This window comes from Pseudomonas peradeniyensis (assembly GCF_014268935.2).
Lineage (GTDB): Bacteria > Pseudomonadota > Gammaproteobacteria > Pseudomonadales > Pseudomonadaceae > Aquipseudomonas > Aquipseudomonas peradeniyensis.
Genome location: NZ_JABWRJ020000003.1, coordinates 824,232 through 839,318 on the forward strand (window position 1 = coordinate 824,232; position 15,087 = coordinate 839,318).

Annotated in this window: 15 protein-coding genes; 9 read left to right on the forward strand and 6 right to left on the reverse strand. The window is 67.2% G+C overall.

Going from position 1 to position 15,087, the window contains the following annotated elements:
* Nucleotides 1–55: 55 nt before the first annotated feature.
* Nucleotides 56–2,404 carry a peptidoglycan glycosyltransferase PbpC gene (gene pbpC / locus HU751_RS18680; RefSeq protein WP_186734457.1) on the forward strand — a complete coding sequence of 783 codons (2,349 nt, stop codon included), beginning with the start codon at nt 56–58 and terminating at the stop codon, nt 2,402–2,404.
* 43 nt (nt 2,405–2,447) lie between these two features.
* On the opposite strand, the gene HU751_RS18685 is transcribed toward pbpC, so the two are convergent.
* Together HU751_RS18685 and HU751_RS18690 are read right to left on the reverse strand one after the other, a co-directional pair.
* Nucleotides 2,448–2,711, reverse strand: a complete 264-nt coding sequence (locus HU751_RS18685; protein WP_102685470.1) for a DUF3077 domain-containing protein — start codon at nt 2,709–2,711, stop codon at nt 2,448–2,450.
* A 134-nt stretch (nt 2,712–2,845) separates the two neighbouring features.
* Nucleotides 2,846–3,088, reverse strand: a complete 243-nt coding sequence (locus HU751_RS18690) for a hypothetical protein (RefSeq protein ID WP_050703611.1) — start codon at nt 3,086–3,088, stop codon at nt 2,846–2,848.
* A gap of 692 nt (nt 3,089–3,780) precedes the next feature.
* Here HU751_RS18690 and HU751_RS18695 point away from each other — a divergent pair.
* On the forward strand, nt 3,781–5,337 hold the full coding sequence (locus HU751_RS18695) for a collagen-like triple helix repeat-containing protein (RefSeq protein ID WP_186734458.1): 1,557 nt from the start codon (nt 3,781–3,783) through the stop codon (nt 5,335–5,337).
* 91 nt (nt 5,338–5,428) lie between these two features.
* Nucleotides 5,429–7,099, forward strand: a complete 1,671-nt coding sequence (locus tag HU751_RS18700) for a ShlB/FhaC/HecB family hemolysin secretion/activation protein (RefSeq protein WP_186734459.1) — start codon at nt 5,429–5,431, stop codon at nt 7,097–7,099.
* A 175-nt stretch (nt 7,100–7,274) separates the two neighbouring features.
* Here the strand turns inward: HU751_RS18700 and HU751_RS18705 are convergent, their stop codons facing one another.
* Both HU751_RS18705 and HU751_RS18710 read right to left on the reverse strand, forming a co-directional pair.
* A complete protein-coding gene (locus HU751_RS18705; protein ID WP_050703614.1) occupies nt 7,275–7,682 on the reverse strand; it encodes a response regulator in 408 nt (135 codons plus the stop codon).
* A 47-nt stretch (nt 7,683–7,729) separates the two neighbouring features.
* Nucleotides 7,730–7,912 carry a Flp family type IVb pilin gene (locus tag HU751_RS18710; protein WP_186714969.1) on the reverse strand — a complete coding sequence of 61 codons (183 nt, stop codon included), beginning with the start codon at nt 7,910–7,912 and terminating at the stop codon, nt 7,730–7,732.
* Nucleotides 7,913–8,202: 290 nt separating this feature from the next.
* Here HU751_RS18710 and cpaB point away from each other — a divergent pair, with 290 nt between their 5' ends.
* Genes cpaB through HU751_RS18740 form a run of 6 tightly spaced genes read left to right on the forward strand, consistent with a single transcriptional unit; the run spans nt 8,203 to nt 13,566 of the window.
* Nucleotides 8,203–9,150 carry a Flp pilus assembly protein CpaB gene (gene cpaB / locus HU751_RS18715; RefSeq protein ID WP_186734460.1) on the forward strand — a complete coding sequence of 316 codons (948 nt, stop codon included), beginning with the start codon at nt 8,203–8,205 and terminating at the stop codon, nt 9,148–9,150.
* 19 nt (nt 9,151–9,169) lie between these two features.
* Entirely contained in the window at nt 9,170–9,358 is a 189-nt protein-coding gene (locus HU751_RS18720; RefSeq protein WP_186734461.1) for a hypothetical protein, read from the forward strand.
* A complete protein-coding gene (locus HU751_RS18725) occupies nt 9,355–10,545 on the forward strand; it encodes a CpaE/TadZ family protein (protein ID WP_186734462.1) in 1,191 nt (396 codons plus the stop codon). Before HU751_RS18720 ends, HU751_RS18725 begins: the two co-directional genes overlap by 4 nt.
* On the forward strand, nt 10,542–11,798 hold the full coding sequence (locus HU751_RS18730; protein ID WP_028691362.1) for a TadA family conjugal transfer-associated ATPase: 1,257 nt from the start codon (nt 10,542–10,544) through the stop codon (nt 11,796–11,798). Before HU751_RS18725 ends, HU751_RS18730 begins: the two co-directional genes overlap by 4 nt.
* Nucleotides 11,795–12,676, forward strand: coding sequence for a type II secretion system F family protein (locus tag HU751_RS18735; protein ID WP_186734463.1), 882 nt, complete (start codon nt 11,795–11,797; stop codon nt 12,674–12,676). The genes HU751_RS18730 and HU751_RS18735 overlap by 4 nt, the downstream gene beginning before the upstream one ends.
* 2 nt (nt 12,677–12,678) lie before the next feature.
* Nucleotides 12,679–13,566, forward strand: coding sequence for a type II secretion system F family protein (locus HU751_RS18740; RefSeq protein ID WP_186734464.1), 888 nt, complete (start codon nt 12,679–12,681; stop codon nt 13,564–13,566).
* Between the two features lie 111 nt (nt 13,567–13,677).
* On the opposite strand, the gene HU751_RS18745 is transcribed toward HU751_RS18740, so the two are convergent.
* Nucleotides 13,678–14,460, reverse strand: a complete 783-nt coding sequence (locus HU751_RS18745; RefSeq protein WP_189657100.1) for a response regulator transcription factor — start codon at nt 14,458–14,460, stop codon at nt 13,678–13,680.
* A gap of 113 nt (nt 14,461–14,573) precedes the next feature.
* A complete protein-coding gene (locus HU751_RS18750; RefSeq protein ID WP_028691368.1) occupies nt 14,574–15,044 on the reverse strand; it encodes an A24 family peptidase in 471 nt (156 codons plus the stop codon).
* Nucleotides 15,045–15,087 lie beyond the last annotated feature (43 nt).

The following is a 15,087-nucleotide window of genomic DNA, read 5'->3' on the forward strand; positions in this document are numbered from 1 at the left end:
TCAACGAATCGGCGATTCCCAGCCTTTGGCCATCATCTGGCCCGGTCGGTTCCCGATGCCAAGCTTAGCGCGCCCAGGTCTGCTCAAGCTGCTGCGGCGTGTCGCCATCACCCTGCTGGCGGCCATCGTCCTGCTGTGGCTGGCCGACCGCATCTGGCCCTTGCCCATGCCGGGCGATGACCTGGCGCGGGTGGTGCTGGCCGAGGACGGCACGCCGCTGTGGCGTTTCGCCGACGCCGACGGCGTGTGGCGCTACCCGGTCGGCCCGGACGAGGTCTCGCCGCTGTACCTCGAAGCCTTGCTCGCATACGAAGACCGCTGGTTCTATCACCACCCGGGGGTCAACCCCATGGCCCTGGCCCGGGCGGCCTGGCTCAACCTGCGCGGTGGGCGGGTGGTGTCCGGTGGCAGTACCCTGTCGATGCAGGTGGCGCGCCTGCTCGACCCGCACGACCGCACCCTGGCCGGCAAGCTGCGCCAGCTGTGGCGCACGGCGCAGCTGGAGTGGCACCTGTCCAAGGCCGAGATCCTCCAGCTGTACCTCAACCGGGCGCCGTTCGGCGGCACCTTGCAGGGCGTGGCCGCGGCCAGCTGGGCCTACCTGGGCAAGTCGCCGAAGCACCTGACCCCTGCCGAGGCCGCGCTGCTCGCCGTGCTGCCCCAGGCGCCGAGCCGCCTGCGCCCGGACCGTCATCCCGAGCGTGCCCAGCGCGCCCGGGACAAGGTGCTGCAGCGTCTGGCCGAGTACCAGGTGTGGCCGGCCCAGCGTATCGACGAGGCCCGCGAAGAGCCGCTGCTGCTGGCACCGCGCCAGGAGCCGGCACTGGCGCCCTTGCTCGCCCGACGCCTGAACACGCCGGACAGCCCGCCGCTGATCCGCACCACCCTCGACGCCGCCCTGCAGCGCCGCCTCGAAGACCTGCTGATGGGCTGGCGCGCGCGTCTGCCCGAGCGCACCTCGGCGGCGCTGCTGGTGGTGGAGACCCAGAGCATGGCGGTGCGCGCCTATCTCGGCTCCATCGACCTGAGCGACGAGCGCCGCTTCGGCCATGTGGACATGATCCACGCCCTGCGCTCGCCCGGCTCGACCCTCAAGCCATTCCTCTACGCCATGGCCATGGACGATGGCCTGATTCATTCCGAATCGCTGCTGCAGGATGTGCCCCGGCGTTATGGCGACTACCGCCCCGGCAACTTCTCCATGGGCTTCAGCGGTCCGGTGTCGGCCAGCTCGGCGCTGGCGCTGTCGCTCAACCTGCCGGCGGTGCAGTTGCTCGAGGCCTATGGCCCGAAACGCTTTGCCGCGCAGATGCGCATGGGTGGCATGCCGCTGGTGCTGCCGCCACTGGCCGAGCCGAACCTGTCGCTGATCCTCGGTGGCGCGGGCAGCCGCCTGGAGGACCTGGTCGGTGGCTATGCCGCGTTCGGCCGTGGCGGCAACAGCGCGAAGATTCGCCTGCAACCCCAGGACCCGCTGGTGGAGCGCCGCCTGTTGTCGCCGGGCTCGGCCTGGATCACCCGGCGCATCCTCAGCGGCCTGGCCCGGCCGGACCGCGACCCCCATGCCGAACTGGTACAGCGCCCGCAACTGGCCTGGAAGACCGGCACCAGCTACGGCTTTCGCGATGCCTGGTCGGTGGGCGTGGGCCCGCGTTACCTGATCGGCGTGTGGATCGGTCGCCCCGATGGCACCCCGGTGCCGGGTCAGTTCGGCCTGGCCTCGGCGGCGCCGCTGATGCTGCAGGTGCACGACTTGCTAAGCAATCGCGACAGCCAACGTGGCATCGAGGTGCCGGTCGAGCCGGTGCCGGCGTCGGTGGGCGTGGCGGCGATCTGTTGGCCCTTGGGCCAGCCGATGAACCGCCAGGACCCCAACTGCCGCCGCCAGCGTTTCGCCTGGACCCTGGACGGCACCACCCCGCCGACCTTGTTGGCGGCCGACCAGCCTCTGGGGCTGGGTTTGCGCGAGACGGTGTGGCTCAACGACCAGGGGCTGCGCGTCGATGCCGCTTGCCCAGGCGCCAAGGCCCACGATGTCGCCTTGTGGCCGGCCCCGCTGGAACCCTGGCTGCCCCGGGCCGAGCACCGTGCGGCGCGGCTGCCCGCGGTGGACCCTGCCTGCCCGCCACAGCAGGTGGCCAGCGCGCCGCCGCTGTCGATCGTCGGCGTGCGCGCCGGCGACAACCTGCGCCGCCCGGCTACCAGTCACGAGCCTTTGCAGTTGCGGGTGTCGGCCTTGGGCGGTGCTGGGCGGCGCTGGTGGTTCCTGAATGGCCAGCCGTTGGGCGAGACCCAGGGGCAGGACAGCTTGCCGGTGCGATTCGAACAGGCGGGCAGCATCGAGTTGAGTGCGTTGGATGAAAGCGGCGAGACGGCGCGGGTGGCGTTTCAGGTCAGCGAATGAACCTGCTGGGTGAAAGGGCTGCAACGCAGCCCCAAAGTACCGATCAGTGCTTCATGCCGAGCTCGGCATCATCCATCAATGCCTTGGCCAGCGCGCTCAGGTAGTACGACGCCCAGAGCAGTTGGGGTTTTTCCTCCATGATCCCGGTGATGGTCAGGTCGCGTACGCAGCCCATCAGCTCTGACGCCTGGTCGCGGGCGTGCTGGCAGGGGATGCCGGGTTCGATGCAGAACAGCGGGTCGGTCATGCCTTCGCCTTGGTAGAACTTGGTCTTGCCGGCGGTGGTGGGGGTGTTGTCTGTGGTCATGATTGTTCTCCCTGAAATGGTTGGTGCCTGTGCGGGCGCTATCGCGGGGCAAGCCCGCTCCCACGCAGCTGAGTTCTACGCAGGCCTGGCGTGGGAGCGGCGGTTCGCCGCTGCGACTTGCCCCGCGATTGGGCTTAATGCAACGTCGGCGCCTGCGCTGGCATCTGTACCTGGATCAATGCCGCTTCGAGCAATACGCGCAGCGACTCCATTTCATGCATCGAAGCCATCATCAACACGGCAGCCGGCGACCTGGGTTTAAGCTGTATGGCGTGATGGGCCACGGTCAAGGCGCACAGGGCGTACTCGGTGGCCTGGATGAGGGTGTCTTCGAGGGAGTGAGGGTTGTGGGGTGGATCTGGAACGATCTTAAGCATGGTCAAGGTCCTGTTCGTGAATAAGGACCACCACCGGTTGCTGTCAAACAAGAAAGGTGGCAGCTGTACATGGGTTGACAGACCGGTGAACAAGACCAGAAACCGGCGCACACGAGGTGCCCCACGCACAGCCGCCATAAAACAGCGCCATGCGGTTTTGTTCAGAGCGGCCTGTCAAAGCCGGTCGCTGATTGTGCAGCGACTGCCCGAGACTAGAGGCCAACCCAGACCACCGCAATGGCTTGAAAGGGCTTGGGAGTATGTTTGGGAAATGGACTACAGGGAATGGGGAAAGTCTGATGAATCGGTGATCTGTTCGAGATTGCTGGGGCTGCTTTGCAGCCCTTTCGCGACGCAAGGCCGCTCCCACAGGGATCGCGCTAGCTTTAGCAGTTGAGCAAGACAGTTGGTCCCACAGGGAAACGCGATCGCCTGTGGGAGCGGCCTTGTGTCGCGAAAGGGGCGCGCAGCGGCCCCAGCATTCTCTCAGCCACCAGGAATAATGATTTATGCCTAGTCCTTTCGACAAAATTTGCGATCTACCCAGCGAAACCATCAGAAATTCATAGCCTTACCCTCCACCCCCAGCCCTCTCCCACAGGTACTAACACCAAGTTGTAATCTACCCGTCCCGCCCCCCTCGGCTTTCACTGCTGGTAGCAAGCACAACAACCAGCAGCGGGAGTCTTCCCATGAACACTCAAGCGTGGATCAAGGCCGCAACGGCGCTGACGATGGTCATGTCCCTGGGCCTTACCGGTTGCAGCAGTGGTGGCGGTGGGCATCACAGCGAGGTCGACGGCTCCTCGGCCGACGGCGGCACGGGCGCAGGCGCGGGCGCTGGAGGCTCGGGCGGCGGGGCCGGTGACGGTGGCGCAGGCACCGGTGGTGGTGGCAGCACCCCGGGCGATGGAAGCGCAGGCACCGGTGGGGGCAGCGGCGGCTCCGGCGGCTCCGGCGGCGGCACCACACCCGGCGGCGGCGATGGTGAAACCGGTGGAGGCACGACACCGACCGCCCTGGTCACCGGCCAGGTGGTCGATCAGCTGGGCAACACCGTCTCCGGCGTTGGCGACGGCGTGAGCAACCTCGGTCAGGTGATCGGCTCGCTGCCCATCGCCGGCGACACCTCGCTGACTGGCGGCGTGGGTACGCTGGTGTCATCCACCGGCAACGCGGTGAACAGTGTCGGCAGCGGCCTGAGCGACGGCCTGGGTCAACTGGGCACCGGCAATAATGCCGTGGGCACCACGGTCGGGGTGGTCGGCGCGGCCACCGCCGACCTGGGCACCGGCGTCTCTGGCCTTGGCCAGGGCGTGACCGGCCTGGCCAGCAACGGGCCGGTCGAGCAGGTACCGGTGGTCAACCAACTGGTCGCCGGGGCCGGGCAGGGTGTCGATCGGGTCGGTGAGGCCGTGACCATGCTTGGCAATACCCTCTCGCCGGTTGGTACCAGCGGCCCGCTGGCCGGTGCGACCCAGGGCGCGAGCGATGCCCTGGTGCCGGTGGTCTCATTGGTGGAAAACACCACGGCCAACGTCACCCGGCAGACCGGGCTCGCCGGCCCGCTCAACCAGACGTTGAATCAAACCGGCACCGCCTTGAACCAGGCCGGCCTGCAACTGGCTGGCTCGGGTAATCCACTGGGCACCACGCTCGGGCAGGCGGTCGCCAATACCGGCACCAGCGTGAGCACCGCCAGCGGGCTGGCGCCGGTCACCGGCGGCCCACGCACGGGACTGCTGGAAACCGCTGGCGGCGTGGTGGCCGGTGCCGGCAGCGGCCTGGCCGCAAGTGTTGGCAGTCCGACGGTGAGCGGTATCGGCGGCAGCCTGGTGCAGGCGGGCAACAGCGTCGCCAGCCTGGGCCCGGTGCTCGGCGGCAACGGCGTGACCAACACGGCGGCAGGCACCCCAGCCGCAGCACTGACCCAGCAGGTGGGCAGCGGGCTCAATCCGGTGGTCGCCGGTGTGTCCAGCGTGACCCAGCAGGTCGGCGCCAGCACAGGCGCGGGAGCACCGGTGGCCGGGTTGCTGAACCAGGTCGGTGGCGCGGTGGGTACCGTCGGCACGCAATTGACCGGCGCCACGGCCAACCCGACGGTCAGCCAGTTGGGCGCGACGGTGACGGCGGTGGGCGCAACGGTCGGTCAGGCCGGCACCTTGGTCAATGCCAACGGCACGCAGGGCGGTGGCCTCGGCGGTGCGCTAAGTGGTGTGACAGGCGCCCTGGCAGGCGGGCAGCGCTGACGCGACGGGCTACGCTCAAGGTGAGCGAGACCGACCGGCGCGCCGTGCGCCGGTCGGTCACCCTGCCACCCGTGGATCATGGAGTGTCCGAATGCGCCGATGGCTGGTGACGATGCTGGCGCTGTCCGTGGCCAGCCTGGCCCGGGCCGAGCCCTTGCCGGGTTTCCTCAACAGCAACGAGACCGAGCGCCGCCTGCCCACGCCGAACCTCCCGGTGGACGCCTATCGTCCCGGCCCCGCTGGCCTGCTCGTACCCACCGTGGACAACGCACGCCAGTCGCCCTTGCTGATGAGCACGCGGGTGGCGGTGCGCAAGGTGCGCTTCGAAGGCGGCACCGTCTACCCCTTGAGCGACCTGCGCGAGCACTACCAGCCGCTGATCGGTCGCGAGGTGACCCTCGCCGAGCTGATCGAGGTCACCCGCCGCCTGACCCAACGCTACCAGCAGGACGGCTACCTGCTGTCGTACGCCTACCTGCCGCCCCAGGACTTCGTCGATGGCCGGGTGCGGGTGGTGCTGGTGGAGGGCTATATCCACGACTATCAGGTCGAGGGCGATATCGGCGCGGCGCGGGCTTACCTGGACCAGCTGATGGAGCGCCTCAAGGCCGAGCGCCCGCTGACCCGCGAAAGCTTCGAGCGCTACACCAGCCTGGCCGGGCGTATCCCCGGAGTGACCTTCCAGGCCCAGGTGCCGCCCCCGGCCACCACCGATGGCGCGACCCGGCTGCTGGCCCAGGTCTCGCGCAAACCGTTCACCACCACCCTGAGCCTCAATGACGGCAGCCGCGACGACCTGCAGGCGCTGCTCGGTGCCAGCAGCAATGCGCAGACCCGTTTTGCCGAGCAACTGAGCGCCAGCGTGCTGGTGCCGCCCGGCGAGGACAAGGAGCATTACTACCGTCTCGACTACAGTCAGTTCCTCGACGCCGAGGGTTCGCGGCTGCTGCTGTCGGCCTCGCGCTATCGCAGCGACCCCAAGGCGCGCATCCGCCTGGACAACGGCATCGACCTGACCCAGCACCGCGAGAACGAACGCTACTCGGTGGGCATCAGCCAGTCGTTGATCGCCTCGCCCAGCGAATGGCTGGAGGTGGTCGGGCGCTTCTACGTAGTCAATGACCGCATCGACTACCAGGTGGTGGGGTTTCCGTTGCGTCTGGACAGCGAGACCGACATTCGCGCGCTGTCCTTCGAAGGCGACTGGCGCAAGGCCGAGACCCGGCGCCTGCGCATCCTCAGTGCCGGGGTCTACCAAGGCCTCGACCGCCTGGGGGCGAACACCAATGCCGACTACGACCTGGACTTTCTGCGCCTGAGGGTATCGGGCGTGCAGAGCGACAACTTCACCGACAACTGGCAGGGCGTGGCGTCGGCGGCCGTCTACTGGAGCAACGACAGCCTGCCCGACAGCGAGCGGGCGGTGTTCGGCGGGCAGAACTTCGGGCGCGGTTACCCCAGTGACCAGGGCTCGGGCGACAAAGGCTGGGGGCTGGCCTACGAGGTCAACTACAGCTTCCATCGCGACGGTGGATGGCTCAAGGTCGTGCAGCCGTATGTGGCGCTCGACACGGCGCGGGCCTGGTTCAACGAGCTGGATGTGAAGGACACGAAGATGTCATCGGCGGCGTTGGGGTTGCGGTTTGGCGATATGCGCTACTACAACATTGCGGTCGAGGTGGCCAAGCCAATGTCGGACATCGCCCTGGACAGCTTCAACCGGCGGCCACGGCTGAACTTGAGTTTCAGTTATCAGTTGTAGGGAGACGCACCTTGTTGGAGCGGCCTTGCCGAGGCGTCGGACCGGTCGGAAAGGGCCGCAAAGCGGCCCCGGCAATATCTGCATTTTCGTTGAGATCCTGGGGCTGCTACGCAGCCCTTTCGCGACGCAAGGCCGCTCCTACAGGGATAGCGCAAGGCTTGAGGTTGTTGTGTCGCTATTTAACGGCCTGCATCAACGGCTTGGGAAACAGGTTCTCCAGCGTCTCGAGCAGGCGCGCGTGGTAGATCGGCTTGCGGAACAGGTCGAGCACCTGCAAGCGCAGCAGGTCGCTGACATCGTCCATGTCGGCATGCCCGGACATGACGATCACCGGCAAATGCTGGCGCGCGGTGTGGTCGCGCAGGCGCTGCACCAGGCCCAGGCCGCTCTCCTCGGGCATGCGCAGGTCGGTGATCACCAGGGCGACATCGGGGTGGCGGGTCAGTTGCTGCAGGGCGCCACGCACCGAGGTGGCGGTGTGGCAACAGAAACCCTCGTTCTCCAGCAGTTCGGCCAGCTCCAGCAGGGCCTCTTCCTCGTCGTCCACCAGCAGGATCTGTTGACGCAAGGAAGAGGTCGGCATGGTCGGCTCCTGGCAGTGGGACTACACGTCATGCAGGTGCTGCGCGATCACTGGGTGATCGCGGTCTGGATGGTGGTCATGATCGCCGATACCTCGGTCGAGATCGGCGTGACGAAGCCGGCCAGTATCACCGCCACCATCGCCGCGATCACTGCGTATTCGATACCGGAGGCGCCGTCCTTGCGCTGGAGGAAAGTCTTCACATGGATGAGGATCTGTTGCAGCAGCATGGCACTACTCCTTGCGCTCGATGGGCGCCGGTCGGCGGGGGCTTGATAAGTGATACCCCTTTGCCATCAGAGCATCGCCAAGCCGTGGCGACGTGCAAATGTAAGAAGGCATTAATACAAAAGTATTGGTTGCAATTGACGATGCTAAGTTTTTGTTTTGCCGACGCGTCAATTTCATGGCTCTAAAAATGCGGTACAGGTAATGGCGAAAGATAGCGGCTCAGCTACCGTCCAATAGCGAAATAGTTACCTTTTGCCATCATTGGTCCCAGGCGTAGGGGAGAGCGCAGATGAGCAGTCGCCTGACCATGATCCTCGCCGGCCTGTTTCTGATCGCGGCCTTGCTCGCCGGTTACTGGGGGCTGCGTTTGAGCCATCCGGCCGAACCGGCGCCGGCGCCATTGCCCCCCTCCGGTGAAGCGGTGATTCCCGCCGCGCCGGTCCCCGTCGCTCCTCCCGAACCGCCACGCTCACCCATCGTGGTGCTGCGCAGGGCGGTACCGGCCAACACCCCCTTGAGCGAGGATGATGTGCTGGTCGAACGTCTGCAGGTGGTACCCGCCGGCGCCTTCCAGCAACTCGACCAGGTGCTTGGACGTCGCAGCTCCCGTCCCTTGGCGGCGGGCAGTTGGCTGGACGAGTCGAGCTTCCAGGCCGGTGGCCCGCTGGCGCGGATGATCCGCCCCCACGAGCGCGCCGTGGCGGTGGCCGTCGACGATGTGAGCGGCGCCGCCGGGCAGTTGCGCCCAGGGGACTTCGTCGACGTGCTGCTGTTCCTGCGTGAAGAGAACAACAACCCGCAGTCCTCCGCCCAGGTGGTGCTGCGGGCCCTGCGCGTGCTCAGCGTCGACCAGCAGACCGGGCTGGCCAACGACGGGCGCCCGGCGCAAACGGCCGAAGAACAGAAGGCCCGGCGCGAGCAGCAATCGCTGAACAGCAACACCACCCGCACCGTGAGCCTGGCCGTGCCCGAAGCCTTGGCCAGCCGTCTTATGCTGGCGGCCCAGGCCGGGACTTTGCGCCTGGCGGTGCGCAGCGCCGACGAGCCCCTGCTGGCGGCCTACTGGTCCGGCCAGGATGCCAGCTCGCAGCTGCAGCGCGCCAACCGCGACCTCTATCGCTTCAGTCAGCTGTCCCAGGTGCCCCTGGCCAGCCAGGCGGTCGCCGCCGCGGCCGGTGCGCCGACGATGCAGATCATTCGCGGCGCCCAGAGCGGCGATAACAACAAGTCTCCCTGAACCGGCAAGGATGCGATCCATGCGTAGTTCTTTGCGTGTTACTCCACGAGGCGAATTGACCCTGACCCTGCTGGCGCCGACGGCGCAGGCGGCGGCCAAGGGTTGCACGGTGTTCGGTCAGTTGCACAGCCTGATCGGCTCGCCCGGCATTCCCCTCGACAACAGCGTCTTCACCATCGTCTGGGTCCATGGCGGGTTGTCCCAATGAACGAAAGCCTGAACCAGACCTACCTGGCCTTGACCCGCACCGACGAGGACCTGCACTGGCTGCAGGGCGCGCTGGCGCCGCTGGGGCAGGTGATCGGCGCCAGCAGTCCGAACCTCGACGAGCTGCTGGCGCTGGTCGACATGACCTTCAGCAACCTGGTGTTCATCGGCCTGGACCGCGAGCAGTTGATCGGCCAGTGCGCGCTGATCGAGGGCATGCTCGAAGCCAAGCCGATGCTGGCCATCGTCGCCCTTGGCGATGGCATGGACAACCAGCTGGTGCTGCATGCCATGCGCGCCGGGGCCCGCGACTTCGTTGCCTATGGCTCGCGGGCCAGCGAGGTGGCAGGGCTGGTGCGACGCCTGGGCAAGCGCCTGCCGACGGCCACCAGCAATCCCAGCCTGGGCGGTCTGACCGTGCTCTTCGGCACCCAGCGTGGCGCCGACGGCGCGCTGCTCACCACGCACCTGGCGCGGGTGGTGCAGGACAGCGGCCAGCAGACCCTGCTGCTAGACCTCGGCCTGCCTCGGGGCGACAGCCTGGCGCTGCTGGGGCTGGAGGCCTCGTTCCATTTCGGTGATGCGCTGCGCCATCTGCGCCGGCTCGACACGACCCTGATCGACAGCGCCTTCACCCGCGACAAGGGCGGCCTGCGCATCCTGGCCTACGCCGACAACGACGAGGCCCTGGAACAGTCCAGCGCCGCCGAGCTGTACATGCTGCTCGGCGCCTTGCGCCAGCACTTCCAGCACATCGTCGTGAACCTCACCGGCCAGGCCGACAGCGAGGCCCTGCGTACCATCGTCAGCCACTGCGACAAGCTGATCGTCTACACCGACCAGAACATCCTCGACTGCCGGCGCAACCTGGACGTGCTCGAACAGTGGCGCGACCGCGGCATCAAGCTGGAGCATGCCAGTTTGCTGGTGGACCGCTACCTGCGCCATGTGGCGCCGGATGCAGATGCCCTGGCCAAACGCTACGGGCTGGCCCTGCTCAAGGTCATGCCCTACAGCCCGGAGGTGCGCCTGAACGCCAAGAACCAGGGCCTGAGCCTGTTCGAGCTGGCCCCGCGCGAAGGCCTGACCCAGGCCCTGCGCGGCCTGGGCGAACGCCTGGCGCAGCGTTCGGAAACCCTGGCACCGTCCGGCCATACCTGGCTCAACCGGCTATGGGGCAACCGATGAGCAACGAAGAACCCTTTGGCGGGCCGCGCCATGCGGCCAGCGATCCGCAGGTGCTCAAGCGCGCCCTGCACCGGCATGTCATCGACGCCATCGAGGACAGTGGCCGCAACCTGCTCGAAGGGGCGCGCCCGGTGCTGGCGCAGTTCGTCCTGGAACAGGTGGGCGACTATGTGGCGCGCCTGCGCCTGGCCCTGTCGCGCTACGAGATGGAGCGCCTGGCCGAGGAAATCGTCGACGAGCTGACCGGCTACGGCCCGTTGGAAGTGCTGCTGCGCGACCCGAGCGTCACCGAGATCCTGGTCAACGGCCCGTACCGGGTGTTTGTCGAGCGGGCGGGGCTGTTGCAACAGACCGACCTGCGCTTCATCGACGCGCACCATGTCGAGCGGGTGATGCAGCGCATCCTCGCGCCCCTCGGGCGGCGCCTGGACGAGTCGTCGCCAATGGTCGACGCGCGCATGCCCGACGGCAGCCGGGTCAACGCGATCATCCCGCCGGTGGCGCTGGACGGGCCTTGCCTGTCGATCCGCAAGTTCCGCCAGGACATGCTCAAGAGCGCCGACCTGCTGGCCACCCGGGCCATCGACCAGCCGATCTACGACTTCCTCGAGCGCGCCGTGGGCCGGCGCTGCAACATCCTGGTCAGCGGCGGCACCGGCACCGGCAAGACCACCTTGCTCAATATCCTCAGCCAGATGATCGCGCCCCAGGAGCGCCTGGTGACCATCGAGGATGTGGCCGAACTGCAACTGCACCACCCGCATGTGGTGCGCCTGGAGACCCGTCCGCCGAATGCCGAGGGCCATGGCGAGATCAAGGCCAGCGAGTTGATCCGCAACGCCCTGCGCATGCGCCCCGACCGCATCATCCTCGGCGAGATCCGCGGCGCCGAGGTGCTCGATGTGATGACCGCGATGAACACCGGCCACGACGGCTCGATGAGCACGGTGCACGCCAACACCGCCCAGGACGCGCTGCTGCGCCTGGAGACCCTGGTCGGCCTGACCGGTCGCCAGGTGGCCGAGAAGACCCTGCGACAGATGATCTGCGCGGCGCTGGACGTGGTGATCCAGCTGACCCGCCTGGCCGATGGCCGGCGCTGCGTCAGTGAGGTGCTGGAAGTGGTCGGCGTGCGCGACGATGTGTATGTCACCAACACCCTGTTCCGCCTCGACCGGCGCAGCGGCGACGGCTTCCTGCGCGAGGCGCCGAATCCGGCCGGCAACAAGCTGCGCCACGAGGGTGTGCTGTGATGGGCCCGCTGCTGCTGGCGCTGTCGCCCTTGTGCCTGGGCATGGCGCTGCTGCTGTTGCGCCTGGGCCTGTACAAGCGCGGCGAGGAGCGCATCCTCGAACGCCTGGGCCGGGCCTACCGCGCCGTGCGCAGCGGCAATCCCCGGCGCGACTGGCTCGACCCGCTGCTGCAGCGGGCGGGCCTGGCCCATGCCGACTTTTCCCCCAGGCCGTGGCTGTTCGCCTGGCTGGCGCTGACCCTGCTCGCCGGTCTGGTTGCGGGTTGGGTCGCGGCGTCGATGGTGCTGTTCGGCCTGCCGCTGCTCGGTCACCTCTACCTGGCCTGGCGCTGCCGGCGGCGTCTGCAGCAGATCGTCCAGCAACTGCCCGGCCTGCTTGACTACAGCGTGCGCAGCCTCAAGGCCGGTCGCACCCTGAACGAGGCGGTGCTCGGCGGCGTCGACAGCACCCGCGAGCCGCTGCGCTCGGCGATGCTGCGGGTGCGGCGCAACGTGCAACTGGGCGTGCCGTTGGAGGATGCGGTCAACGAACTCGCCGAACTCTATGGCCAGGCCGAACTGCGCATGTTCGCCCTGGGGCTGCGCATCAATCAGCGCCACGGCGGCAATGCCAGCGAGCTGATGGAGAACCTGATAAAGCTGATCCGCGAGCACGAGCAGGGCGACCGGCAACTGCGCGCCATGACCGGCGAGACCCGCATCACTGCATGGATCCTCGGCGCGCTGCCGCTGGCCATGGTTGGCTACTTCCTGTTCGCCAACCCCACCTACCTGTTGGCCATGTGGCATGACCGCAGCGGGCAACTGATGCTGCTCTTCGCCTTTGCCCTGCAGGTCGTCGGCTGCCTGGTGTTGTGGCGCATGATGAGGAGCCTGTGACCATGGCCATGTTGCTCTGCGCGCTGTTCCTGTTCGCCGCATTCGTGCTGTTGGCCTTGCAGGCCGCGCAGCAGTGGCGGGCCCGGCAGCGGGTGGCGCGGCGCCTGCAGGGGCGGTTGGCCCGTGACGAACGGCTCGGCGACTGGCTGCAGTGGCTGGGCAGCAGCCCGTTGGGGCGACGCCTGCAACGGCTGGATGGCGAGACCCAGGCGCTGCTTGATCGCCTGGGCTGGCGGCGCAGCCGGCAACGGGCGCTGTTCGCCGCCGTGCAGCTGGGCTTGCCGCTGCTGGCGGTGGGGGTGGCGCTGCTGCTGGCCCATGGCTTGCCCGGGGAAAACCGCGGGCACTGGGGCGTGCTGGTGCTCTGCGCGATGGGCGCGGGCTACCTGCTGCCCAAGCGCCTGCTGGTGCTGGCGGCAGCGCGGCGTCAGCGGCAGATCGCCCAGGAGGTGAGCCTGCTGATCCCGCTGCTGCGCATCCTCTTCGAAACCGGGCTGGCGGTGGAGCAGGCCCTGCGGGTGCTGGCCCATGAAGGTCGCAGCCTGGTGCCGAACATCAGCGACGAATTGCGCCTTGTCCTGCAGCGGGTCGATTCCGGCCTGGCCCTGGGCCCGGAGCTGGAAAAGACCGCGCGCCTGCTGGCGGTGGACGAGTTGATCGACACCTGCGTCATCCTCCAGCAACTGCTGGTGCAGGGCAGTGGTTCGATGAAGTCGCTGCTGGCGCTCAAGGAACTGCTCGACGACCGACGCCTGACCGGCCTGCAGGAGCGGGTATCGAAGATGTCGGCGAAGATGTCGGCGGTGATGATGGTGTTCCTGTTCCCGGCGTTGCTGATCGTCCTGGCCGGGCCAGGTTTTTCCGCGTTGGCGCGGGCCTTGGGCTCATGAACATGGAATGCAGGAGATCACCCAGCCCTTCGGGCTACGTTGTCGTGCAGGAAACGATTTCCTGTGGGAGCGGCCTTGCGCCGCTCCGACAAAGATGCGGTATTCACAAGGTCAGTGCGTGGTAAACCGCTGATGCACCGGCGACGAACGCGGGGTCAACGCCAGCGCCAGCTGCGTGCGATTGTGCATGTGAGTCAGGCGCAGCACCTGCGACACGTACAGTTTCACCGTGTTCTCGGTGATGCCCAGCTCGCAGGCGATCTGGTAGTTGGTCTTGCCCTTGCTCACCAGGCGGGCCACCTCAAGCTGTCGCGGTGACAGCTTCTCGAAGGCGGCGGGCAGTTCCGCCTCGCCCTCTTCGGCGTCGCTGGCGCGGCGGTGGGTGCCCTGGCCACGGGCTTTTTCCAGGTCCTGGTAGAGATCGTCGATGGACTCGGCCAGCTCCTGCAGGCGCTGGTTGAGGCTGCCCAGCTCGCGGAAATTGCGGCGCCGTTCGAGCAGCGCCGCTTCCTGGCGGCGCACGCCCTCGAGCAGTTCGTCCAGGTCCATGGGTTTCTGGTAGTAGTCGGCGAAGCCCTCGCGCAGGGCGCGGATCACGTCCTGCTTGTCGGCGCGGCCGGTCAGCATGATCGCCTCGAACATGCGCTGCGGCCCGGCGATCTGCTTGAGGGTGCGGACCAGCTCGATGCCATCGCGCTCGGGCATGTGCAGGTCGCACAGGATCAGGCCGATGGTCTCGTCGGCCTTGTAGCAGTCGATGGCCTGCCCGGTGGAATGGGCGGGGACACATCGGTAGCCCTCGCTTTCGAGAAATTCGCATAACTCTTCGACGATCACTGGCTGGTCGTCGACCACCAGCACTTTCACCTCACTGACGGACTTGTTCACGATCAACTCCCTGTTGTATCGGCTCTGCTCCCGGGCCAGAGGCTCTGGCAGGTAGAAAAGTAGTCGCACTTTGCAATTATGTACATGCGCCTTGCCCTTCGAAGCGGCCCATCGGTCGGTTATTGGATCCAGACGGCCGTCAGCAGGAATCCGGCCAGCACGTAGGGGGCAAAGGGCTGCTTGTCGCCGACCTGTTCGGCCAGCGCCTGCAGGCGCTTTTTCACCTTGGGGTTGAGCAGGGTCCACAGGCGCCGCCGCCCGAACATCCAGGCCAGCACGGTGACCCCGGCGCCGATGAACGTGCCAAGCACGTACTGCGGGCTGGTGGCCAGGGCCAGGGCGCCCATCAGCTTGACGTCGCCGGCGCCGAAGCGGCCGAGCATGTAGCCGGGCAGGGTAAGCAGCATGACGATGGCCAGGGCCCAGCCGGCTTCGCTGGCGTCGGCGCCGATCCAGCTGCGTCCGGTGGCGAACAGCCAGGCCAGGGCGCACGCCGCGACCCCGAGGGTCAAGGCGTTGGAAATTTGCCGTTCACGGACATCTTGTTCGGTGCACAAGGCAAGCCACATCAGGAGAACAATGCTTTGCATTGGCAAATTGCCATCCCTATTCGTTGAACGGTTCTATGCTTTC